18 protein-coding genes and 3 pseudogenes are annotated in these 22,740 nt (G+C 71.5%); 10 read left to right on the top strand and 11 right to left on the bottom strand.

Going from position 1 to position 22,740, the window contains the following annotated elements:
• Positions 1–97 precede the first annotated feature (97 nt).
• The 8 genes and pseudogenes from GLX30_RS07120 to GLX30_RS07085 form a co-directional block, all read right to left on the bottom strand.
• A pseudogene (locus GLX30_RS07120) lies at positions 98–609 on the bottom strand (hydrogenase maturation protease).
• The gene (locus GLX30_RS07115; RefSeq protein WP_159684955.1) at positions 606–2,009 is read right to left on the bottom strand and encodes a hypothetical protein; all 1,404 of its coding nucleotides are present in this window, start codon (positions 2,007–2,009) and stop codon (positions 606–608) included. Before GLX30_RS07115 ends, GLX30_RS07120 begins: the two are co-directional and overlap by 4 nt.
• Positions 2,006–2,644 (bottom strand): DUF6084 family protein, encoded by a 639-nt coding sequence (locus GLX30_RS07110; RefSeq protein ID WP_159684953.1) that lies wholly within the window; start codon positions 2,642–2,644, stop codon positions 2,006–2,008. Before GLX30_RS07110 ends, GLX30_RS07115 begins: the two co-directional genes overlap by 4 nt.
• A complete protein-coding gene (locus tag GLX30_RS07105) occupies positions 2,641–3,306 on the bottom strand; it encodes a DUF5947 family protein (protein WP_159684950.1) in 666 nt (221 codons plus the stop codon). The genes GLX30_RS07110 and GLX30_RS07105 overlap by 4 nt, the downstream gene beginning before the upstream one ends.
• Positions 3,303–3,866 carry a hypothetical protein gene (locus tag GLX30_RS07100; RefSeq protein WP_159684947.1) on the bottom strand — a complete coding sequence of 188 codons (564 nt, stop codon included), beginning with the start codon at positions 3,864–3,866 and terminating at the stop codon, positions 3,303–3,305. Before GLX30_RS07100 ends, GLX30_RS07105 begins: the two co-directional genes overlap by 4 nt.
• Positions 3,863–5,644: a nickel-dependent hydrogenase large subunit gene (locus tag GLX30_RS07095; protein WP_159684944.1), complete on the bottom strand. Its 1,782-nt coding sequence runs from the start codon at positions 5,642–5,644 to the stop codon at positions 3,863–3,865. The genes GLX30_RS07100 and GLX30_RS07095 overlap by 4 nt, the downstream gene beginning before the upstream one ends.
• Before the next feature lie 67 nt (positions 5,645–5,711).
• A pseudogene (locus GLX30_RS07090) lies at positions 5,712–6,799 on the bottom strand (hydrogenase expression protein HypE).
• A gap of 55 nt (positions 6,800–6,854) precedes the next feature.
• Positions 6,855–8,570, bottom strand: coding sequence for a hydrogenase maturation protein (locus GLX30_RS07085; RefSeq protein WP_159684941.1), 1,716 nt, complete (start codon positions 8,568–8,570; stop codon positions 6,855–6,857).
• Positions 8,571–8,914: 344 nt separating this feature from the next.
• Between GLX30_RS07085 and GLX30_RS07080 the strand changes: the two genes are divergently transcribed.
• From GLX30_RS07080 to GLX30_RS07065, 4 genes are all read left to right on the top strand, one after another.
• Complete coding sequence (locus GLX30_RS07080; protein ID WP_159684939.1) at positions 8,915–9,304, top strand: hypothetical protein; 390 nt, start codon at positions 8,915–8,917, stop codon at positions 9,302–9,304.
• Between the two features lie 241 nt (positions 9,305–9,545).
• Positions 9,546–10,025, top strand: coding sequence for an SRPBCC family protein (locus GLX30_RS07075; RefSeq protein WP_159684936.1), 480 nt, complete (start codon positions 9,546–9,548; stop codon positions 10,023–10,025).
• A 131-nt stretch (positions 10,026–10,156) separates the two neighbouring features.
• Positions 10,157–12,700 carry a SpoIIE family protein phosphatase gene (locus tag GLX30_RS07070; RefSeq protein WP_159684933.1) on the top strand — a complete coding sequence of 848 codons (2,544 nt, stop codon included), beginning with the start codon at positions 10,157–10,159 and terminating at the stop codon, positions 12,698–12,700.
• Positions 12,701–12,882: 182 nt separating this feature from the next.
• Positions 12,883–13,569 carry a uracil-DNA glycosylase gene (locus tag GLX30_RS07065; RefSeq protein WP_159684930.1) on the top strand — a complete coding sequence of 229 codons (687 nt, stop codon included), beginning with the start codon at positions 12,883–12,885 and terminating at the stop codon, positions 13,567–13,569.
• 12 nt (positions 13,570–13,581) lie between these two features.
• On the opposite strand, the gene GLX30_RS07060 is transcribed toward GLX30_RS07065, so the two are convergent.
• Positions 13,582–13,857, bottom strand: coding sequence for a hypothetical protein (locus GLX30_RS07060; RefSeq protein ID WP_159684927.1), 276 nt, complete (start codon positions 13,855–13,857; stop codon positions 13,582–13,584).
• A gap of 150 nt (positions 13,858–14,007) precedes the next feature.
• Here GLX30_RS07060 and GLX30_RS07055 point away from each other — a divergent pair, with 150 nt between their 5' ends.
• The gene (locus GLX30_RS07055; RefSeq protein WP_159684924.1) at positions 14,008–15,087 is read left to right on the top strand and encodes a hypothetical protein; all 1,080 of its coding nucleotides are present in this window, start codon (positions 14,008–14,010) and stop codon (positions 15,085–15,087) included.
• 203 nt (positions 15,088–15,290) lie between these two features.
• Positions 15,291–16,805 carry a methionine--tRNA ligase gene (gene metG / locus GLX30_RS07050; protein ID WP_159684921.1) on the top strand — a complete coding sequence of 505 codons (1,515 nt, stop codon included), beginning with the start codon at positions 15,291–15,293 and terminating at the stop codon, positions 16,803–16,805.
• A 116-nt stretch (positions 16,806–16,921) separates the two neighbouring features.
• On the opposite strand, the gene bla is transcribed toward metG, so the two are convergent.
• Complete coding sequence (bla, locus tag GLX30_RS07045) at positions 16,922–17,851, bottom strand: class A beta-lactamase (protein WP_159684918.1); 930 nt, start codon at positions 17,849–17,851, stop codon at positions 16,922–16,924.
• 275 nt (positions 17,852–18,126) lie between these two features.
• Here bla and GLX30_RS36085 point away from each other — a divergent pair.
• The 4 genes and pseudogenes from GLX30_RS36085 to GLX30_RS07030 form a co-directional block, all read left to right on the top strand.
• Positions 18,127–18,326 (top strand): annotated as a pseudogene (locus GLX30_RS36085) (hypothetical protein); the annotation flags it as partial.
• A gap of 7 nt (positions 18,327–18,333) precedes the next feature.
• Positions 18,334–18,858 (top strand): FCD domain-containing protein, encoded by a 525-nt coding sequence (locus tag GLX30_RS07040; RefSeq protein ID WP_244258051.1) that lies wholly within the window; start codon positions 18,334–18,336, stop codon positions 18,856–18,858.
• Positions 18,855–20,255 carry a hypothetical protein gene (locus GLX30_RS07035; RefSeq protein ID WP_244258050.1) on the top strand — a complete coding sequence of 467 codons (1,401 nt, stop codon included), beginning with the start codon at positions 18,855–18,857 and terminating at the stop codon, positions 20,253–20,255. The genes GLX30_RS07040 and GLX30_RS07035 overlap by 4 nt, the downstream gene beginning before the upstream one ends.
• Positions 20,252–22,114, top strand: a complete 1,863-nt coding sequence (locus GLX30_RS07030) for a GMC family oxidoreductase (RefSeq protein WP_159684915.1) — start codon at positions 20,252–20,254, stop codon at positions 22,112–22,114. Before GLX30_RS07035 ends, GLX30_RS07030 begins: the two co-directional genes overlap by 4 nt.
• A gap of 184 nt (positions 22,115–22,298) precedes the next feature.
• Here GLX30_RS07030 and GLX30_RS07025 read toward each other — a convergent pair whose 3' ends face one another.
• The gene (locus tag GLX30_RS07025; RefSeq protein WP_159684913.1) at positions 22,299–22,733 is read right to left on the bottom strand and encodes a nuclear transport factor 2 family protein; all 435 of its coding nucleotides are present in this window, start codon (positions 22,731–22,733) and stop codon (positions 22,299–22,301) included.
• Between the last annotated feature and the right edge of the window lie 7 nt (positions 22,734–22,740).

Raw genomic sequence — 22,740 nt, 5'->3', positions numbered from 1 at the left:
GCGGCGGCGGCGCCGCCGATGAGGGTCTTCTTCATGGGGTTCTCCGCGCCTCTCCTACGACGGCTTGTCATGCGGCGGCTTGTCACGCGGTGGCCTTTCATACGACGGCTTCCTTCCGGACCAGGTCGGTCACCATCCGCACCGCTCCCGGCACCGCGGCGTCCACCTGTGGGCTGAGCCCGATGACTTCGTCGATGACGGAGGGTTCGCAGCCGACCACGAGCGTTCGGCGCGGGGTGTGGCGCCGATCCCTGCGCACAGCGTGTCGAGCAGTGCCAGGACGGCGTCGGGTGACATCCGGTGCCCGTCGAGCGGGACATCTTCCGCGGGGGACCGGTCACCAGGCGCTCCCGCCTCGATCAGATACAGCGTTCCCGCTTCGCCCCCGCGCGCTGTCGCGTCGACGATCACGAGCGTGTCGTAGCCGTCGAGGAGCTGATAGGCGAGGTGGACACCGCGGATCCCGATGTCGGCCACTTCGACGTCGGGCTGCAGGTCTTCCTGGGCAAGTCTTCTGGCCACCTCGACGCCGAAGCCGTCGTCGCCGAGGAAGATGTTGCCCACCCCGGCGACCAGAGTGCGGGGACCGGGCGGTACGGGACTGGTCACGCGTCCTCCAGGACTTCGACCTCGTCGGGCTGGAAGTAGAGGAACCGCCCCTGCTCGCGGCGGATGTCCGCGCCGGGGTCGTCATCGACGGTGACAGCGATGTGCACCCCTCCGTCGACGTCGTGCAGCACGGCTTCGACGAGTGCGCTGCGGCCGTGCAGGAACAGGTCCTGGGCATCGGTGTGGCGCAGGCCCGGCCGCAGCACGACCCTGCTACCCGCGCGTACCGTCCGGCCGTCGACCAGGACATGGTCGCGGTCCGGATCGACGCTCGCGTCGCCGCCCGGGTCCCACCAGGGGGTTTCTGGCCGGAAGACCGCCTGCTCGTCGGGTTCCTGTCGCCCGGTCACCTCCCGCAGGCTGCGCACCGCTCCGTGCAGGCGCTCCAGAACCTCCGGTGGCATGGTGTCGGCGAGGTCGATCACGGCCGCCGCGCGGGCGTCCGTTCCCCTGGCCTCGCGCTTCTCCTCATCGGTCAGCGCAGCGGTGCGCAGGGCCAGGATCTCGTCGATCTCCGTGGCGTCGTACAGAGCCCCAGGGCTTTCCGGCGCGATGGCCGGGTGGTCCTCGAGGATGATCGGAGAGGAGAGCACCAGGTCGCCGCTGCCCGGTTCACCGGCGAGGACGGGCCAGGTGTGCAGATTCCGGCAGGCGGCGACAGCGCCTCGCGCCCATTCCGGCGGGTCGGTCATCGAGAGGAACGCGCCGGCATCCAGGCGTAGCAGCACATGGCTGGCGACCAGTGAATACGGCAGGGCAGCATCACGGTCGCCGCCGCTGTCGGGCGTCCAGGAGCTCGTGTTCTCCACCACCACGCACAGCCGTTCGACGCGGTACGGTCCGTCCAGTTCGGTCGTGGAGAGTCGTACGGCGCCGCTGATCTCCTCTCGGCGGCGTACGAGCCGTCCGACGACCCGCCCTGCGGCGTCAGTGACCGGTTCGGTCTCCTCCGACGCGGGACGCGTGAAGGGGAAGACGACACCCTCCCCGGCCAACTCCGTTACGGAGACGGTCAGTTCGACGTGCTCTTCCTGGCCCTCGTCCCAGGGCACCAGGACGCGGTCGTCCAGGTGCAGTTCGCGTACCGTCTCGAACGTCCCGTCCGGCCGGGCTTCCTGGACGACGCGCCGCTGGGTGTGCAGGAAGCGGACCTCGAGCGCGAGTGTCGCGTCCCGTTTCGGTTCCATCAGGCACTCGGTGTGCTGGAAGTCGTGTTCCTCGCCCGTGGCGCTCCAAGCCGGAGGTACGAGGACGCCGAACTGCCAGCGCAACCTGTTCTTGGCGGCCGACGCCCGGTACGGGTAGAGCACATAGCCTTCGAAGAGCACCGCGTCCGCGACCTGCCGGGCCACGGCGAGCCGGGTCTGCGTGTCGGGGGTGAACGTGGTGGCGGTGGTCATGCCGTCCTCGCCCCCGCCTCTTCGAGGAGCGTCTCGACGGTCGTCTGCCAGGAGGGCAGCGCGCGCCGCGAACGGTAGTCGAGCAGCGCGTCCATGGTGTCCCGCGGAAGCCGGATCCAGCCGCAGCCGGGGAAGTGCTGCTCGATCATCTCCTGCCAGACCTTCACGGGCATCCGGTGGGCGATCTCCTTGTCCCAGGGCACCGGCTCGACATGGAAACCACCGGCGCCGGTGAAGGCTGTACCGGAGAACAGCATGAGCAGCGGGACCTCCCCGTCGCTCAGGGCCCGGAAGTAGCGGGATGCCGCGATGTCCGTGTCGTAGGTGCAGGGCACGACCAGGTCCGTCTCGATCTCCCCCGTGAAGCCGGCGACCATGACGGACACCTGTGCGAACTGCACCGGGTTGAGGCTGCTGCCCCATCGGGAGCGTTCGCCGAACAGGTCGGTCAGCGCCCCGGCCTCCGCGTCGTCGTATCCACGCCGGGCGGGTTCGATACGGATCTGGCAGCGCAGCGCGAGGGCGTGGACCCGTACGCCCTCGGAAGCGGTGATCCTCAGCCGGAACACGAGGGTCGGGCCCGCGGCGTACGCGTCGGCACGCACGCCGGTGCAGCTGAAGGAGAACTCGGTCATGACCGGCTCCTCTGTACGTCGCGCGCCGTGTCGCGGACATGGCCGAAGAACGCGTCGAGGTCTGCCCGGGCCTCCGCGCCGCCGTCGAAGCCCTGCCAGCGCAGTCGCATACGGCCCACCAGTTCGTAGCAGATGTCGACCGGCACCAAATAGCATTCGGTGCGACCGCTTTCGCGTCGCAGCAGCAGGGCCTCGACGTCCGGTTCGAGCAGCGCGCCCAGGTGCGTTCCTTCGAGGACCGTCTGCCACGACGACGGCTCGAGTTCGCTCTCGGTGGCTCCGGCCGGGCTCGGGTAGAGCGCGACGAATCGGTCGAGGGCGGAGTTGCGCAGGAAGAAGGCCACGCCGACGGGGATGCGCAGCAACTCCCAGGCGCTGTCGTCGAGCCGGTGGCCCGGGTCGCTCAGATACCGGCCGGGGACCGCCCGGAAACGGCCGTTCGGCCCGCCCGAGCGGTCCAGCAACTGGGAGCACGGGCCGCAGGCGCAGGCCAGTGCTCGCTTCTCCGTGTCGACCAGGTGCCGGTGGCGTTCACCGGCGAGAGCCGTCCCGCACAGTTCGCACTGCTCTTCGCGGGGGCGGCGTGCCGTGGTGAAGCGGTGCAGGCCCCGCCGGCCCGGAGGGTGCGACGGCACTCCCGGGCCGACCCGGTGCGCGCTCACGGCGCCGTGGCCGATGAGCGGCCACCTGAAACGGCGTGCGGCGGGCCGCTGCCGATCTGGAGCAGCGCCGGCTCGCGCTCGGCGGCCGCCGCCTCCATGTCGACACCGGTCACCTCGGGCGCGAAGCAAGCGAGCGCGTCGACAGCCGCCTGCCGGACCGACTCCTGGGTGCTGGGGCAGCCGCAGCCCGTCGAGGCCGTGACGCTCAGGCGCAGCACACCGGTCGACGGATCGAAGCCCGCGTTCTCGACGGGGTGCGGAATGCCGTCCAGGGCCCGCGCGATACGGGCAGGCAGGTCTTCCGGGTGCAAGCCGTGGAGATTCAGCAGACTGGCGACGAGTTCGTCGCCCAGGAGTCCCTCGAGCGGAGTGCCGGGCGGCTGGGCGGTGGGACGTTGGAGCAGATCGACCGCCCGGCCGAGCGCCGAGCCGTAGAACTCCATGAGTACCCGCACCAGTTCCTCCGCCGCCGTGCAGACTTCGGCGTCCCGGGTGGCGGCCAGCCGGTCGAGGATCTCCTCGACCTGCCGGCCCGCCTGCTCCGCGGTCGGCGCGCTCATCCGGCGAGGCCGCTCAGACCGGTGGGCACGTGCATCGACTTCACCGTCTTGCCGGCGCCCACGTACATGTGGACGCCGCACGGCAGACAGGGGTCGAAGCTGCGCACGGCGCGCATGATGTCGATGCCCTTGAAGTTCTCCGGCGGGTTCTCCTCGAAGATCGGTGTGTTCTGCACAGCGTCCTCGTAGGGACCAGGAGTGCCGTAGGTGTCGCGCGTGGAGGCGTTCCACGGCGTCGGCGGGTACGGGTGGTAGTTGGCGATCTTGCCGTCCCTGATGACCATGTGGTGCGAGAGGACACCGCGCACCGCCTCGGTGAAGCCGACGCCGATGGACTCGTCCGGTACCTCGAACTTCTCCCAGGTCTGGGTGCGTCCGGCGCGGACCTCCTCGAGTCCCTTCTCCGCGCAGTGCAGCGCGACGGCCGCGGCATAGGCCTGGAAGTACGTGCGGGCGCGGTTGCGCTCCAGCGCGTTGCTCCACCGGGGGATCTTCCACTCGAAGGTGGTCTCCGGCTTGGTCATGGTGCGGGGCAGGTTGATGACGACACTGTGGCCGGTGGCCTTGACGTAACCGATGTCGACGAGCCCGGACAGGGCGGTGGACCACAGGCGGGCGATCGGACCACCGCCGGTGTCCAGCGGCAGGTGCTCCTTGCCGTCGAACCAGCGAGGCGACATGACCCAGCTGTACTTGTCGCTGAAGTCCCGCTTCTGCGGCGCGGGAATGGTGTGCTGGTTCCAGGGGTGGCGCGGGTCGACCGGGTTGCCGAGCGGGTCGTGGGTGACGAACTGCTCCTGGCCCTGCCAGTCCTCGTAGTACGAACTGCCCAGGAGGATACGGATCCCGAGGTTGATCTCGGTCAGGTCGTTGGTGACGAGCTTGCCGTCCACGATGACGCCGGGCGTGACGAACATGCGCCGGCCCCAGTCGCTCATGTTGGCGTAGGTGAAGTCGCAGTACTCGGGGTCGTTGAGCGCTCCCCAGCAGCCGAGCAGCACACGCCGGCGGCCCACTTCCTCGTATCCCGGCAGTGCTTCGTAGAAGAAGTCGAAGAGGTCGTCGTGCAGGGGGACCACACGCTTCATGAACTCCACATAGCGCATGAGTCGGGAGAGGTAGTCGGTGAAGAGCTGCACCGACGCGATCGTGCCGACGCCGCCCGGGTACAGCGTGGAGGGATGCACATGGCGCCCCTCCATCAGGCAGAACATCTCCCGCGTGTACCGGCTGACTTGGAGGGCCTCGCGGTAGAACTCTCCCTCGAGGGGGTTGAGGGACCGCATGATGTCGGCGATGGTGCGGTAGCCGTGGTCGGCGGCGTGCGGCGCTTCCGTGCGTTCGGCGAGTTCGAGGACGCCGGGGTTGGTCTCGCGGACCATCTTTTCGCAGTAGTCGACCCCGACCAGATTCTCCTGGAAGATGTTGTGGTCGAACATGTACTCGGCGGACTCGCCGAGGTTGATGATCCATTCGCCGAGGTGCGGCGGCTTCACGCCGTACGCCATGTTCTGCGCGTACACGGAGCAGGTGGCGTGGTTGTCGCCGCAGATACCGCAGATCCGGCTCGTGATGAAGTGCGCGTCACGCGGGTCCTTGCCGCGCATGAAGACGCTGTAGCCGCGGAAGACCGACGAGGTGCTGTAGCACTCCGCGACGCGCTTCTGCTTGAAGTCGATCTTTGCGTGGATGCCGAGACTTCCCACGATCCGGGTGATCGGATCCCAGGCCATCTCCACCAGGCCGGTGCCGTCACCGGTCGTCGTCGAGGATGCCATTGTGTGTGCGGTGCCCTTCGTCAGTTCTTCGAGCAGGACGGGGGAGTGGTGGCCCGATGGGGAGGGGTCACCACGGCGGCCGGTAGCCCGTGGTGATCTTCTGGCCGGTGTGCCGCCACTTCGGTTCCCGGTCCACCGTCTTCGCGGTGATGGTGCGCAGCCTGCGGATCACGGAGCCGTAGACGCCGCTGGCGGTGCTGGAGACCTTGCCGCCGGGCGGTTCGTCCATGAACGGCATGAACTTGTCCGGGAAACCGGGCATGGTGCAGGCGATGCAGATGCCTCCGACGTTCGGACAGCCGCCGATGCCGTTCATCCAGCCGCGCTTGGGTACGTTGCACTTGACGACGGGGCCCCAGCAGCCGAGCTTCACGAGGCACTTCGGCGAGTCGTAGGTCGTGGCGAACTGGCCCTGCTCGTAGTAGCCGGCCCGGTCGCATCCCTCGTGGACGGTGGCGCCGAACAGCCACGTCGGCCGGAGTTTGTCGTCGAGGGGATCATCGGCGCGGACCCCGCGGCCTGGTAGAGCAGGTAGGTAAGGGTTTCGGCGAAGTTGTCGGGCTGGATGGGGCAGCCGGGCACGCACACGATGGGGATACCCGCTTTGGACTTCCAGTCCCAGCCCAGGTAGTCGGGCACGCCCATCGCACCGGTCGGATTGCCGGCCATCGCGTGGATGCCGCCGTAGGTGGCACAGGTGCCGATCGCGACCACTGCGAGGGCCTTGGGTGCGAGCCGGTCGATCCACTCGCTGGTGGTGATGGGCTGGCCCGTCTCGGGGTTGTCACCGAAGCCGCACCAGTACCCCTCCTGCTTGATCGCCTCGTTGGGCACGGACCCCTCGATCACCAGCACGAACGGGTCGATCTCGCCGCGCTCGCCCTTGAAGAACCACTCGATGAAGGTGTCCGCCCCGTCGACGGGCCCGCACTCGAAGTCGATCAGCGGCCAGTGAACGGCGATCTTGGGCAGGCCCGGCAGACCGCCGAGCGCGATCTCCTCGATGCTGGGCTGCATGGCCGCCGTCAGCGCGACCGAGTCGCCGTCGCAGCTCAGCCCGGCGTTGATCCAGAGGATGTGGATCGGCGACTCGTCGCTGCCGGGCGTACCGGATGCGGCGGGCTCTTCGACCGTGGTCGGCGTTCCTGCGTTCATGAGTACGCCTCCTGGGAGGTTCGCGGCAAAAACCGCATACGGGCCTCCGGTCTTGCTAACAGTCGGCCGGGTGCGCCGCCACCGCGCCCGGGCCGTCGAAGCCGGCCGGGGCCTCCTGCTTTCGCACGAACGCACGACGCAGAGCGTGGTACGGCGCCTCGGGATCCGAGAAGGTGCGCAGCATGTGCGCGAGTTCCTCCGCGCGATAGGCGGCCAGCGGCTTCGTGGCCGCACGGCGCTCGCTCTCCGCCTTCTTGGTGGCGACGCGCAGCTGAGCGGCGGGAAGGGCGGCCAGCCGTACCGCCAGTCGGGTGACCTCGGCCGTGAAGTCCTGCGGAGCGCAGTCGACGACCCGGTCGACGAGCCCCATGCTCTGCGCGGCGGCAGCGGACACCGGGCGGGCCTCCTCGGTGAGCCGCTCCGCCATGGGGGCGCCCACTCGGCGGGGCAAGGTGTAGGTCCAGTACTCCGACCCGTGGAGACCCATGCGCCGGTAGTGCGGGTTGAGCACGGAGCCCGACCGGCACCAGACCTCGTCCGCGGCCAGGGCGAACATGACGCCGCCGGCGGCGGCGTTGCCGCCGATCGCGCTGACCACGAGCCGGTCGGTGGTGGTCAGAACGGCTTCCACCAGGTCGTTCATCGCGTTGATGTTGGCCCAGGACTCCGCGGCGGGATCGGCCGCCGCGTCGATCACGTTCAGGTGGATGCCGTTGGAGAAGAAGTCCCGGCTGCCGCCCAGCACCAGCACGGCGGTGGGGCGGGAGCACGCCGCCCGATAGGCGTCCAGCAGCCGGCGGCAGTGACCGGTGCTCATGGCCCCGCCGGGGAACGAGAAGGAAAGCAGCCCGACCGGCCCCTCCTCCCGGTAGCGGATGTCGCTCCACGTGGTGTGGCCCTCGTCCGGGAGCAGGGGCGCGGGAATCTCGGGCAGAGCCGGCAACCGGTCGGCCAGCGCGACGGTGGCGGGCAGTTTGCAGGCGCGTGGCAGCCCGGGGCCCCGGCGGGCCCGCAGTTCGGGGATCCACACCGCGCCGTCGGCCGTGGCCCGGCAGACGGCACCCGCACGTGTGGCCAACAGCTCGCCGGGCCGGCCGCGCAGCGCGTCCTCCGCATGCCCGCCGTGGAGGAACCACTCGCCGCCGAGCAGCTCGTCCAGCACACCGGGCTGAGAGTCCGCGCCGCGCAGTTTGCGAAGGACCGTTTCCGTGGAGTCGTCGTGCCAGGAGATCCGGCGCAGCGCCTGACGGAAGTACGGTCGGGTCCGCGCCGCGATCGTCCGCGGAAGGCCGCTCTGCGGCTGCGGAACGTGGTGGCCCGACGCGAAACGGTCGACGGCCAGCAGGACGGCTTCGACCGCGGCGTCGGAAACCTCGTTCCGGTAGAGGTCGCTCTTGGCGACCCTCGGGACGGGAAACCCGACGGTCGCCCAGACGTCTCCCGCGTCCATCTCCTCGTCGGCCTGGAGCACGGTGACACCCCACGCGTCGACGCCCTCGTCGATCGCCCAGTCCAGCGAGGACGGTCCGCGGTCCCCCACCGGTCCCGGATGCACGATGAGGCAGGTGCACGCCGACCACACGTCCCGGGGGACCACGGCCTTCAGCAGGGGCGCCACCACGAGGTCGGGCCGGTGCCGCTGCACCGCGGCCCGCACCGCTGCGCTGTCCGGCGTCACCTCCACGGCCACGGCGTGCCTGCGGTCACGCAGTTCGGCGTGGACCCGCTGGGTGAGACTGTTGTACGCGCTGGCGACGAGCAAGATACGCATGGCGGCCCTCCCGCGAGTGGTGCTGCCCTTTCGGCCGCTCGGCACAGCCGACTGCCTGCGATGGTCGAGCACATCCGTACGCGGGTGCGGGCATTGAGCCCCCACTTCACTCGTAAGCATCACGATTCGGGCCACATGGCCGGGAGCGGCGGGTGCGACTCGCCGGATGCCTGCGGACCCGAGCGGCGACAGAGGTTTCTCGGCCGACGGGGCCGGGCCGGGGCCGGGTCGCGCGAGCGCGAGAGATTCATCCTGTATGCCGGACTTGTCTGTCGGTGGGAGAATCGCACTACACCTGGGCACCACAGGAGTGCCCGCACGACTTCGGACAGGCAGGTCGGGCCATGGCCAAGAAACCCAAGTCCTCACAGCCCCCGCAGGGCGAGGGCCCGAGCCGTCACCAGGGCGGCGAGCACCACGGCTGGTCCCCGGACGTGGACGGGACCAGCAAGCAGGACAACCCCAGCGCCCGGCGTTCCTTCCACGCCGAAGAGCATGCGGGCAGCCCCGGCGAGGGCCGGAAGGTCTCCAAGGAAGAGAAGGGATCCGTTCCCGGCGACACCGTGAAGAGCGAGACCGGGAGCGGCGAGGAGTACGGCGGCGACTCGGAGAACGGCATGCGGGACACCGGCCGCAAGGGCCGCTCGCAACGCCCCAGTGGAACGAAGGACGACTCCGCGTTCACCGGTGTGGACCCCGACGAACCCGGCAAGGGCGAGCGCCGACCGGGCTAGAACCTGACGCGAAGGAAGCGGACCCCCGGCCGGCAAGGCGGGGCTCCGCGTCAGGGGGCGGCTTTTCCGTTCCCTTCGACCGACCGACCGACCGACCGAGCGCGTCCGCACCGTGTCGTCCGCCCCTCGGGAGGTGATCGGGGCAGGCCGGATACCGGTCCGAACGACTCCGAATCCGCTGAGGTACACGCGTCGACCGGTCCACGGCCTGCCCGGCCGCCGGAGCGATACGTTGCCGTTCATGCATGCGACGTACTCGACCCAGGTGTCCCGGCATGTGAGAGCCCCGCGCGCGGTCGTCTACCGGGCGCTGCTGGACGCGGACGCCGTCGCGAAATGGCGGGTGCCCCAGGGCATGAGCGGCCAGGTCCACGCGTTCGACGCCCGCGAAGGCGGCACGTTCCGCGTCTCGCTCACGTACGACGCGCCGGCCGGCACCGGCAAATCGGCCCCGCACACCGACACGTACCACGGCCGTTTCACCAGGCTGGTCCAGGACGAGAGGGTGGTCGAAGTGCTCGAGTTCGAGACGACGGACCCGGCGCTCCGCGGGGAGATGACGATGACGACCACGCTCACCGACGCGGACGGCGGCACCGATGTCGTCATCGTCCATGAAGGCATTCCCGCCGTCGTCCCGGCCGCCGACAACGAGACCGGCACCCGCATGGCACTCGACAACCTCGCCAGGCTCGTCGAGACGGACGCGCAGCCCGGGTGACCGACGAGGGGCACGACTGCCGATCCTGACCGGAGACGCACACCCCGGGGGTACCCGGCGGCACACTCCTGGTCCTCCCGCCTCACCGGCAACGCTTGTGCATCGGGCGGGGCAGGCAGATTCTGAAGAGGATGAACGGGTCTGTTCAGGCTGCGGGCACGTGGGACGCGGCAAGCGCCCGGCGGACATGGAGACCGGTGGAGGGCGAGGATCTCCGTGGCCCGCTCGACGTCGCTGTCGCCGCCACGGTGGTCCTCGATGCCCGCAACAGGGTCATCGGGTGGAGCCCGGCCGCCGAGGCACTGCTCGGATACGGGCCCGAGGACATCCTCGGCCGACCTGTCGACGCGTTCCTGTGCAAAACCGCGATCGCAGCGGGGTCCGGCCCTCCGGCCGGCCCGCCAGAGGCTGCACCAGCCGCTGCCCCTTCCCCGGACGCCCCTCCCCCCGCGCCCCCGCCCCCGACCCTCCCGCCGGCGGGCGCACCGGGGCTGCCCTTCCACGGCCACGAGCCCCGGCTCGCGCGGCACAGCGACGGTCACGGCGTCCCGGTCGAAGCGGCGGTGTCCGAACTGGCCGACGGTGGGACGGCCGCGCGGGTCCTCGTCCTCGCGGAGTCCGAGCGGCTGCAGGTGTGGGAGTCCCGCCTGGCGATGCTCGACGGCCTGGCCACCCAGTCACCCATAGGGCTTGCGATCTACGACACGGATCTCCGGCTGGCCTGGGCGAACGCCGCTTACAGCGCGGAGATCGGCCGGCCGTTCGCCCAGTACCGGGGCACGCACGTGGACGAGCTGTACCCGGGCGGCACGCTCGTCACCGAGGGGTACCCGCGCACTCTCGACAGCGTCATGCGCCAGGTCCTCGACACCGGCGAACCCGTACTCGACGTGCACTTCCTCGGGCAGCTGCCCAGCGATCCCGGCACGGAACATCTGTGGTCGTGCTCGTACTACCGGCTGGAGGACGCGGAGGGCCGGGTGCTGGGCGTGTGCGAGGACGCCTTCGACATCACCGACCGCTACGACGCCCAGAACCGGCTGGCCCTGCTGGTCGAGGCGGGGCGCCGCATCGGCACGACCCTCGACGCGGCGGTCACCGCTCAGGAACTCGCGGACATGGCGGTGCCCGGCTTCGCCTCCGCGGTCGAGGTCGACATCGCGCCGGGCATCCTCGAAGGCGGCGACCCCGGTACCGGCTGGCCACCGAGAGGCGGCTTCGTCAGGGTCGCCAGGGCGCCGGCGCGGGCCGCCCGCACGGTCCTCGAGTACGCGCCCGGTACTCCGCAGCTCCGCAGCCTGTCCTCCGGCGGCAAGGTACTCGACGAGAACGCGCTCGTCGTACCGCTGCGCGTCGGCTCCGAGACCCTGGGCCTCGTCACCTTCACCCGTGAGGGCAGGCCGGCGGTCTTCGACAACGGAGAGATCGCCCTGGCCGACGAACTGGTGGCCAGGGCCGCCGTCTGCATCGACAACGCCCGCCGCTTCACCCGCGAACACGCCGCGGCCCTCACCCTCCAGCGCGAGCTCCTCCCGCAGCACCTTCCGTGGCACTCCGCAGTGGAGGTCGCCCACCGCTACCTGCCGACCGACGGGGCCACCGGGGTCGGCGGCGACTGGTTCGACCTCATCCCGCTCTCCGGCGCGCGCGTCGGGCTCGTCGTCGGCGACGTCGTCGGCCACGGACTGCCGGCGGCGGTCACGATGGGACGGCTGCGTACCACCGTGGAGGCCCTCGCCGAGCTTGACATGGCGCCCGACGAACTCCTCGCCCGGCTGGACGACCTGGTGGTCCCCGCCTCCGACGCGTTCCAGGCGCCGGGGGAGGAGCGGGAGGGGGAGGCGCCGGGAGCGTACGTCGCAGCGGGCCCGCATCCCGACGTGACGACGGGTGCGACCTGCATCTACGCGGTCTACGACCCGGTCTCGGGCCGTTGCACGATGGCACGTGCCGGGCATCTGCCGCCGGCGGTCGTGGCAATGGACGGCTCGTACCACTACCCGGAGCTGCCCGCGGGGCCGCCGCTGGGACTGGGCGGGCTGCCGTTCGAGTCGATGGAGATCGGCCTGCCCGCCGGCAGCCTTCTGGCCCTGTTCACCGACGGCCTGGTCGAGGCCCGGGACCGCGACATCGACGAGCGGCTCGACATGCTGGGCCACGTGCTGGCCGCCCACCGGGACATGCCCTTGGAAGAACTGTGCGACCGGGTGGTCACCGAGCTGTTGCCGGGCGGCACGACCGTCGACGACACCGCCCTCCTCCTGGTCCGTACCCGCGAGTTCGACGCCGGCCAGGTCGCGGTGTGGGAGCTGCCCGCGGAAGCGGTGGCGGCCGGCCGCGCGCGGGAACTGATCACCGGACAACTCAGCACCTGGGGCCTCGAGGAACTGGCGTTCTCGACGGAGCTGGTCGTCAGCGAACTGGTCACCAACGCCGTCCGCTACGCTGAGGGGCCGCTCCAACTCCGCCTGATCCGCGACCGGACGCTCCTGTGCGAGGTGGCGGACACCGGCCACACCTCACCCCACCTGCGGCACAGTACGGACGAGGACGAGGGTGGCCGCGGCCTGTTCATCGTCGCCCAGCTCGTCCAGCGCTGGGGCACCCGCTACACCCGCTCCGGCAAGACCATCTGGACGGAACAGGCCTTCCCGGACGGCGTGCCCACGACGTGAGCGGCGAGGCCGGGGCGCATGGCCACGTCTCGACACCACCGGATCCCGTACGCGCGGAAGCAGCTCAGGTGATCGACGAGCTCGATGCCGTGGCGGCCGCCGGGTCGGACGGGACGGTCAACTCGACGGCGCGCGCGGGCAATTCACGCTGAATCGCGCCCCTGAGCGGCATACTTCGCGACATGTCTCCGAAAAGCTTCGCGCCCACCACGGCTCCCCGCAGCCTGCGGGATCCCGTCTTCCTCACCGCGCGGCTCAAGGCAGTACGTACCGGTCCGTCGGTGCGGCCGCTCAACGACTGGGTGGCCGACCTGCGTGAACGCCTGGGTCAGGGCGAGTCCGTTCCCTGGTTCGACCCGGCCTCCGGCGGAGTCGAGGCGCGCAGTCTCTTCCTGCTGGAGGCGCCCGGCCGGACGGCCGTGGGTAGCGAGGCGGGCATGCGGCGTACGGGCAGCGGGATCATCTCCGTCGACAACAACGACCCGACCGCCCAGAACTGCTGGCTGCTCCGCCGCGAGGCAGGGCTGCCCTACGAGCACTCCCTGCACTGGAACATCGTGCCGTGGTACCTGGGCACGGCCGACCGGATCGCCGCGGACGGACGTACGGAAGTGCAGCGCGCGGCGCCGTTCCTCCACGAAGTGATCTCGCTGCTCCCGAAGTTGGAGGTCGTCGTGCCCATGGGCCGCAGCGCCCAGGCCGGCTGGGCCGCGTACGTCGCCCGCTACGCCCCTGCGGTCCGCACCCTGGCGACCTGGCACCCCAGCCCCCGCGGCCTCGCCTCCCGCCCGGCGGCGCGACCGGAGATCCTGCGCACCATGCGGGAGGTCGCGCGGCTCACGGCGCAGGAAGGCGGCAACCCGCCCTGAAACCCTGGTCGGTCACGCGTGCAGGCGCGGGGCTTCGTCGTCCGGCGTGTGCGGGCTCGCGAAGCGGAACGGAACCGCCCGGTGCGCCGCCAGGGCACTGCCCGCCCGCTCGGCCGCCACCGCTGACGGATGGCGCCTGCGCAGGTCCTCGTCACCGAGATGCCGCACGGCCGCGTCCCGATGGACCACGGCCAGCGCGTGGTCCCCTGCGGGGTCGGCGGTGACGGCCGGCAGCACCACGAACCAGTCGTGGACCGTGTCGCCGTCCCGGACGGCCCCGATCGCCACGACACGGCCCCGGACACCGGACGCCAGGGCGGCCAGGGAGTCCAGGCCGAGCGGGCTGTCGGGGGTGCGGGCGATCCGGTCGCCGTGGTGGAAGCTACCTGGCAGTGCTCAACCGTGCTCCTGTCAGTGGTGACGTCTACGCTCCTGATCATGAGCAGATGGCTGAGCAACCCCGACATCCTGCTGGAGCAGGGTGCGGTCCACCGCGGGTTCGCGGAGCGAGGAGACCTCGCCGGGCTCGCCCGGTCGGTGATCGAGGCCGCCTGTCACAACGGATGCATGACCGGGCCGGGCGCCGAGGCGATGACGTGGCTGCGGCAGCTGCCGGACCGTGACCGACTGGAGCTGGCGGGCATCTGGGCCGAGTGGCATGCGCGCACGGTGGCGGCGGAGACGCCCTCCGCCGAGGCCTTCCGCAGGAACACCTCGTACCTCAAGGCCGAGTTGCTGGTGGTGGCGACCGGTGTGGCCCGCGGCCTCGATCCGGACCTGATGGCCGCGGAGCGCCAGGCCGTGCTCGCGGAACTGGCCGGCCAACACGTGGCGTTCGGGCATCGGGAGTGGGAGCTCGCGGAGGCCGAGATCGAAGCCGGACGCATACCCGGCCCGGCGGTGCTGGCGGCCTTCCGGCGCACCGTGGTCGACTACCACGCCGAGCCGGCCCTGCGTGAGTTGCTGACCCGCTTCCCCGGCCCGGTGCTCAACCCGGGGGAGGCGTGGGCCGATCAGGCTCTCGAGGACGCGGCGGCGGGCGGTGAGCCCTGGCACCGCCTGCTCGGCCACCGGGCCCCCATCAGCGCGGGCGCCCCGTCGGCGAAGTGGCTGGACGCCGGCCGGGACCTGCTCGACGCGGCGGGGCCGGAGTCGGTCCGTCGCCGCGCGCACCAGTGGTTCGAACTCGTCGGCCGGGAGCGCGCCGTGCCGCTGCGCGGCTCCCTCGGCCCTGCTGCCTACGACCCGTACAACGTCCAGGCGCTGCGCGCCCTCGCCTGGCTGCTTTCGCTGCTGCCACCCCGTGACGACACCTGCGACGCGCTCGCCCGCCTGGTCGCGACATCACTGAGAGGGCTGCCGCGTTCCGGTGCGTACCCCGTGAGGGTCGCGGAAGCCGGCGTGGTGGCCCTCGCGCGCATCGGCACCACGGACGCCCGGCTGGAACTGGACGGGCTCCGCAGGCAGGTCACCCACAAGACGGTCCTGCGGCGCATCGACCGCGCCCTGGCTGCCTGACCGCCGTACGGCGCCGCCGACGGAAATGCCCGGACCTGCTCCGTCGCGCTCTGCTAGCCTCCCCGCATGACCACGCACTCGTTCCCGATGATGCCCCGCAGACGGGGCTGCTGAGTCGGACGTGTGACGTACCGAGGCCCCGGAAACGGGGCCTTACGCGTATGTGCAGGTGGAAGCCCCGCCCGGGACAGGAGGAGGCTTCCATGACACCTACGCGTACCTACATCACCACGACCATTCCGTATGTCAACGCCCGGCCGCATCTGGGCTTCGCCCTGGAGCTGGTCCAGGCCGACGTGCTCGCCCGGCACGGCCGGCAGGCCGGCGAGCAGGTCCGTTTCCTGACCGGCACGGACGACAACTCCCTGAAGAACGTCCTCGCGGCGGAGGCTGAAGGCGTAGGGGTCCAGGAGCTGGTCGACCGCAACGCCGCCGCGTTCGCCGCCCTGCGGGAACCGCTCGCCCTGTCGTCGGACGACTTCATCCGCACCAGCAGCGACCCACGGCACCGCGCCGGTGTGGAGCGGCTGTGGCAGCGGTGCGCCGACGCGGGCGACCTGTACCGCAGGCATTACGAGGGGCTCTACTGCGTCGGCTGCGAGCAGTTCTACACTTCCGCCGACCTCGAAGAGGGCCGATGTCCGGACCACGGGACGGAGCCCCGGCGCGTGTCCGAGGAGAACTGGTTCTTCCGGCTCTCCCGCTACGCCGACACCCTGCGGGAACTGATCACGTACGGTCGGCTGCGGATCGAGCCGGCCTCACGCCGCAACGAGGTCCTCGGCCTGATCGAGGGCGGTCTGCACGACTTCTCCGTCTCCCGCTCCCAGAGCCGCGCCCGCGGCTGGGGCATCCCCGTCCCCGGCGACCCCGACCAGGTCGTCTACGTGTGGTGGGACGCGCTCGGCAACTATGTGACCAGCCTCGGGTACGGCACCGGGGAGGACACGTTCGACGACTGGTGGCGCGGGAGCGGAAGGCGCGTCCATCTGGCGGGGAAGGGCGTGCTGAGGTTCCACGCCGTGTACTGGCCGGCGATGCTGCTGTCGGCGGGGCTGCCGCTGCCGACCGACATCCTGGTCCACGACTATCTCACCGTCGACGGCCGCAAGATCAGCAAGTCGAGCGGTACGACGGTCGATCCGGTGGAACTGGCCGCCGATGTCGGTACGGACGCGGTCCGCTGGTGGCTGCTGAGAGACGTACCGAGGGTAGGTGACGCCGACTTCACGCGGGACCGTCTCGTGGACCGCGCCAACAGCGACCTCGCCGGTGGGGTGGGCAACCTGGTGAACCGCGTCGTCACCATGGTCCACCGCTACCGTGACGGCCGTCCTCCGGCGTCGCGCCCCCTCGCGCTCACCTCGAAGCCACTGGCGCAGGCGTGCGACGACAGCCCCCGGCTGATCGCGGCCGCCCTCGCCGGCTTCGACTTCCGCCGGGCGGTTGCCGCGGTGTGGACGATCGTGGAGGAGGCCAACCGCTGCATCGACGCCACGCGGCCCTGGGAGTCGGCCAAGGCGGAGCGGGCGGGAGACCCTGACGCCCAGCAGCGCCTGGACCGGGCTCTCGACGCCCTGCTGCAGGCCTGTCTCGTCCTCAATGACCGGCTGGACCCCTTCCTGCCGGGAGCCGCGGCCCGTATCAGGGAGCAGTGCACGGCGGTCGGCGGCATCCTTCCGGCAGCCGCTCCGCTGTTCCCCCGGATCGAGGTGTGACGGGCCGTCGTGCGACGCGGACCGTCGGGGAGTCGTGCCGTCGGGGGAGGTGCTGACCTGCCCCGACGGCCCCGCCCCGGGATGCGGGGTGACGGTGGTGTGACTGGAGGGGCCGCCTACGCCAGAGCGGCCACGACGACCTCGGCGGCTCGCGCGACGAGCCTGTCGTCGTACTCCGCGTCCTGGGCGGCGCGGCTGGAGAGGACGGCCAGGACGACGGGGGCGCCCCCGGGAGGCCAGGCGACGGCGATGTCGTTGCGGGTGCCGTAATCGCCGCCGCCGCTCCTGTCGCCGACCTCCCAGGTGCCCGGGACACCGGCGCGGACGAGGGCGTCGCCGGTGGTGTTGCGCTTGAGCCAGTCGATCAGCAGCGCCTTCCTGTCGGCGTCGAGAGTGTCACCGAGGACGTACTCGCGCAGATCGCCGGCGAGGGCACGCGGGGTGCTGGTGTCGCGGATGTCGCCCGGAGTGGCTTCGTTGAGGTCGGTCTCGAGACGGTCGGCGTGTGTGATCGTGTCCCCCAGGGCGGCGAGCGTGGCCTGGAACGCCTTGGGGCCGCCGAGCTCGTCGAAGAGGAGGTTCGCGGCCGTGTTGTCGCTGTAGCGGACGGCGGCGTCGCACACGGCGCGCAGCGTCATGCCGCTGTCGACGTGCTTCTCCGTCACCGGCGAGTGGTCGACCAGGTCGTCACGGGTGTAGCGCACGACCTTGTCGAGGCCGGCCAGGGAGTTCTGCTCGAGCACCGCGGCAGCGGTCAGTGCCTTGTGGGTGGAGCAGTAGGCGAATCGTTCGTCGGGCCGGTGGGTGACGGTCCGCCCGCTCCCGGTGTCGACGGCGTACACGCCGAGCCGGGCATCGAACTCCCGCTCCAACCGGGCGAAGGCTCGGCCCGCCGGTGCCGCGGACGGCCTCGGTGCTGCGGACGTCCTTGACGACGCGGACGCATTCGGCGGCGCGGCGTCGGCCCGGGGGGCGGCGCATCCGGCGATCGGGGCGGCGGCGAGGGCGGCCAGCGCGGTGAGCGACGCACGACGGGAGATTGCCACAGCGATCCTCTTCGTTTGCCTTCAGGCGGACTCGAACCGTGCCGGGAGCTGTCCGCCCAGCGGCATGGCGCCCCGGTCACAGTGTCCGTCGTATCAAAGCGAGTTGAACGGGGCCGGCAGGTCGGCGGCGTGTCGCCCTGATCGCCGCGGGTGTCCTGGCGCTTGCCCAGGTCCCGGTCACGCTCTCGCCGGCCGTACCTGACGGATCGCAGCAGGACGCGGTCGTCCTGTTGCCCGTTCTCCTCGGCACGGACCTTGCCTCCCGATCCCGCGGCGTGGTTCAGTGGCTCATCCACTCAGCCACTGAGGAGAGTTGTGGAGACACTGCCCCGCGAGACGATCGTCGACGCACTGGAGATGCGCCTGAGGGAGGACATCCTCACCGGCCGCCATCCCACGGGCAGTTATCTGCCCCCGAGCGTGAACTCGCCGACGGCTACGGCGTCACCCGGACCACACTCAAGCACGCCTTCGGCCGCCTGGTGCAGGCAGGACTGCTGGAGACCCGGCACGGTGTCGGCACCCGGGTGCGGGACTACGCGCGGCTCGGCGGCGCGGATCTGCTGCCGATGCTGGTGCGGCACAGCCCCGGCTGGCTCGGCGAGATCTTCGAAGTACGGCGCGGCATCGGCGCGTTGATCGCAGGCCGCGCAGCCGAGAAGGCAACGGCGGCGCAATGCGCCGAGCTGGGGAAGCTGCTGGCCGACGTGGCGGCCGCCGAGGGCGGGGACCCGGTCCAGCTCGCCGACGTCGAGGTGCACCGCGCGCTGGCCCGTGCCACCGGCAACCGCGTCTACACCCTGCTGACCAACACCCTGTTCAACGCCTACGTGCCGATGCGGTCCCATCTGGTCGGCCCGTTCCTCGATCCCGAGGCAGCCCATGCCCGGCTGGCCCCGGTCGTCGAAGCGGTCTGCGCAGGCGACGGCGCGGCGGCCCGCGCCGCTGCCGACGCGTACATGAGCGCCACCGAGCGGATCATGCTCGACGGGCCGGGACTCGAGTGACGGCCGCGCGCGGAACGGAGTTCACCGAGACGATGGTCGGTTCGGTGCGGCTGGCCGGCGAGAGCGGGCCGCGAGCAATGCGGCTCGATCTGGCCGTCCGGGCCGAGCAGCTGATGCTCCCGCACCGGACGACCGACGCCACCTTGACCGGCCGGGTACGGGTCGCGGGACTGGCCGACGACCGTGACGTCCGCGGCGAGCTGGAGATCTCGCCGATCGCCCGGCGCCGGATCCGCTACAGGCTGGACTTCACCGCCGACGGTCGCCGCTACTCGCTCGACGGGTGGAAGTCCGTCTCGGCGCTGCGGCCGGTGAGGTCGATGACGGTACTGCCGTTCACGCTGCTGACGGACGGCGAGGAGGCCGGGCAGGGCACCCTGCGCTTCCCCGTGGCCACTGCACTGATGCCGTTCCTGAGCAGCTTCCGCTTCCCGCGCGCCCGGAAGGCCGAGGACACGGCGCAGCATCTGGCACCACGCTGGAACGGCAGCCCCGGCCGCACCGAGGTCTGGTACACCACGCTCACCGACCCCAGGACCCGTACCGGAGTGTGGCTGCACCACGAGCTGACCGCGCCGGCCGACGGCTCCCGCGCCCACGGGCACGGCTGGATCGCCCTCTTCCAACCCGACGGTCCCGTCGAGCACGCCCGGTTCGGCCCCGAACCCTGGGAGCCGGATCCCGTCGGCTTCAGCGTGGACGGCGTCGAAGCCGGGCCCGGTCGGCTGCGGGGGTCGGCGGGCGACTTCCGATGGGACGTCACCGAACACCCGCAGGGCGAGCCCCTGTTCACCTTTCCGCGCTGGTCCTGGCGGCGTCCGCTGCTGCCGGCCGCGCAGATCCTTCCGTCCGCGCGCGCCACCTACACGGGCACGATCGCGCATCCCGGCGGTGAACTGCACCTCGACGCCGCCCCGGGCGCCTCCGCCCGGATCTACGGACACGGCAACGCCCGCCGCTGGGCCTGGCTCCACGCCGACCTCGGCGGTGGGGACGTCCTCGAGATCGTGGCCGCCGTGTCCATGCGGCCCGGACTGAACAAGCTGCCGCCACTCACCTTCCTGCGGCTGCGCAGGAACGGTCGCACCTGGCCGCGCCGCGCGGAGCGCGGCGCCGTCGGCTGGGCAGGCCTCGGCCGCTTCCGGACGCGCATCGGACTGCCCGTATGGACGGTGAGCGGAACGGCGGGACTTCGCCGCATCAGTGTCGAGGTCACCCAGCCTCAGGAACGCAGCCTGGCGCTCGACTACACCGACCCCGACGGCGGGGCCGCCGTGTGCCGCAACAGCGAGAGCGCGGACGCCCGGGTCCTGCTGGAGCGGTGGTGGGGCCGGTGGCGTACGGAAGCCGAGTGGTTCCTCGACGGCACGGCGCACGCGGAGGTGGGAGACCGATGAGCAGCAGGCTCGACGGCCTCGTCGCCGCTCTGCTCGCCGACGACGGCAGAGCCCCCTGGCCCGGCGCGGTGCCCGACCGGCTCGGCAGGATGCTCGACGCGATGCCCTCGGCGGCCCGCGCCGGGGTGCACGGAGCGGCCGCGGCCATCGACGCGTACGCCGCGGTGCGCATGGGCCGGCGGCTGTGCCGTCTCACGCCGGGCGAGCGGGAGCGCGTGCTGGCCTCGCTGGCCGCCCGTCCCGCGTTGGTGCCTGTGCTGGACGCCGTGAAGGTCCCGGTGATGCTGGCCGCGGGCACGGAACGGATGCTCCATGAGGAGCCGGGCCGTGCACCCTCCGCGCCACCGTTCGAGGATCCGCCGCTGGACTGCGTGCCGTCGGCCGAGTGGCCGGACCGTTCGACGGCCGACGCCGTCGTGGTCGGCTCCGGTGCCGGCGGCGCGATCGCCGCGCGCACGCTCGCCCGCACCGGGATGCGCGTCGTGGTCCTGGAGGAGGGACGCCGGCACACCACCGCCGACTTCGGGCGACGGACACCCCTGGACCGCTTCGCGGAGCTGTACCGCGACGGAGGCGCGACCGTAGCACTCGGCAACCCGCCCGTGGTGCTGCCCGTCGGCCGCGCGGTGGGAGGCACCACCGTCGTCAACTCCGGTACGTGCTATCGCACTCCGGCCCATGTGCTCGCGCGCTGGCGCGCGACGTTCGGAGTGGACCTCGCCGACGCGACCGCGTTCGCGGCACACCTCGACGAGGTCGAACGCACCCTGCGGGTGGCGACCCAGCCGCTCGACGTCCTGGGCCGCAACGGGCGCACGGCCCTGGCGGGTGCCGAGATCCTCGGCTGGAAGGCCGGACCGCTGCGGCGCAACGCGCCGGGCTGCAAGGGCTCGTGCCAATGTGTCGTCGGCTGTCCCACCGGTGCCAAGCAGAGCGTTCAGCTGTCCGTGCTGCCCGACGCATGCGCGGCCGGGGCGCGCATCGTCACCAGCGCTTACGCGCGCCGGATCCTGACCGATCCGGACCGGCCCGGCGGCCCGCGCGCCTGCGGCGTCGGCGTACGGCGGCCGGACGGGACGGACTTCGAGATCCTCGCACCGCTCGTCGTCGTCGCGGCCGGGGCGCTGCACTCTCCGCCGCTGCTGCGACGCTCCGGCCTCGGCCGTCATCCCCGGCTCGGGCGCAATCTGGCCGTCCACCCGGCGACGAGCGTCGCCGGGCGCTTCACGGAGCGGATCACCGCGTGGCAGGGAGTGCTGCAGAGCGTCGGCATCGAGCAGCACCACGACGACGGCGTCCTCATCGAGGCCACGGCCGGGCCTCCGGGCATGGGGTCGTTCGTGCTCCCCGGCGTGGGCCGCGCGCTGCGTACGGAGCTCGAGCAAGCGGGCAACCTCGCCACACTGGGCGCGATGATCGCCGACCGGCCCTCCGGAAGGGTCCTGGGCGCTCGGCGCGGTGTGCTGCGCTACGACCTCGATCCGCGTGACGGCCGACGGCTGCTGGGCGCGGTCGAGGCCATGGGGGAGCTGCTGTTCGCCGCGGGCGCCGAGGAGGTCCTGACCGGGATCGCGGCCGCGCCACGGGCCGGTTCCTTGGACGAACTACGCCAACTGCTGAGCACCGTGACGGCACGGCAGCTGCACCTGTCGGCGTTCCACCCGACCGGGACGGTCGCCATCGGCGCCGACGCGCAGACCGCGCCCGCCGATCCACGTGGCCGGCTGCGCGGAGTGCACGGCGTCCTGGTCGCGGACGGATCGGCGCTGCCGAGCTGTCCTGAGGTGAACCCACAACTGACCATCATGGCAACGGCCCTGGCGGTGAGCGAGTCCGCTGCCGCGGGCGGCCCGGCCTGATCCGGGAGGCGGACCGTCGACGGCGGGGCGCCGGCCGGTGGCCCGTGCCCCGCCGTCCGGGCCTTTCTGCGAGCTCCTTGAGCATGTGCTCCGGACGGCGCACGCCGGTGTGGCCGACGCCCGTGACCGGTCGGTGGAACCCGCTACCCCGCCGACGCGGTCCGGCATCGGTCGGAGCGGCCGGTCATCGGCCGGTCGGTGCCGGGACGAGGCCGTCGGCGACCAGTCCGGCGAGGACCGCCTCGCCCAGCGCGTGGACGGCGGACTGTGGCCGGACCATGACCGTGAACTCCTTGATCCGGCCGTCGTCGTCGAAGTGCAGCAGATCGATGCCGTGGATGTCCTTGCCGTTCACCGACGCCCGGAAAGGCAGGATCACCGACGGGGCCTCGACGCCGTCCGCGCCGGTCTCGGCCGCGCCGTCGTAGTGCCCGATGTAGCGGAAGTCCTCGAACACGCGCATCAGGACGCCGAAGAGGCCGAGGAGCATCGGCTTCCCTTCGAACGGGGTGAACTTCACAGGGCTGTAGAAGCGGATGTCGTCGGTGAACAGCTCGTCCAGAACGGTGAGGTCACCGGTGTCGACGGCGGTACGGAAGCGCTCTGCTGCGGTAGCCATGGGTTCT

Origin of the sequence: Streptomyces sp. Tu 2975 (assembly GCF_009832925.1) — a bacterium.
In the GTDB taxonomy this organism is placed as follows: domain Bacteria; phylum Actinomycetota; class Actinomycetes; order Streptomycetales; family Streptomycetaceae; genus Streptomyces.
The sequence above is the reverse complement of the archived record's forward strand: the minus strand, read 5'-3'. Positions and strand labels throughout refer to the sequence as shown.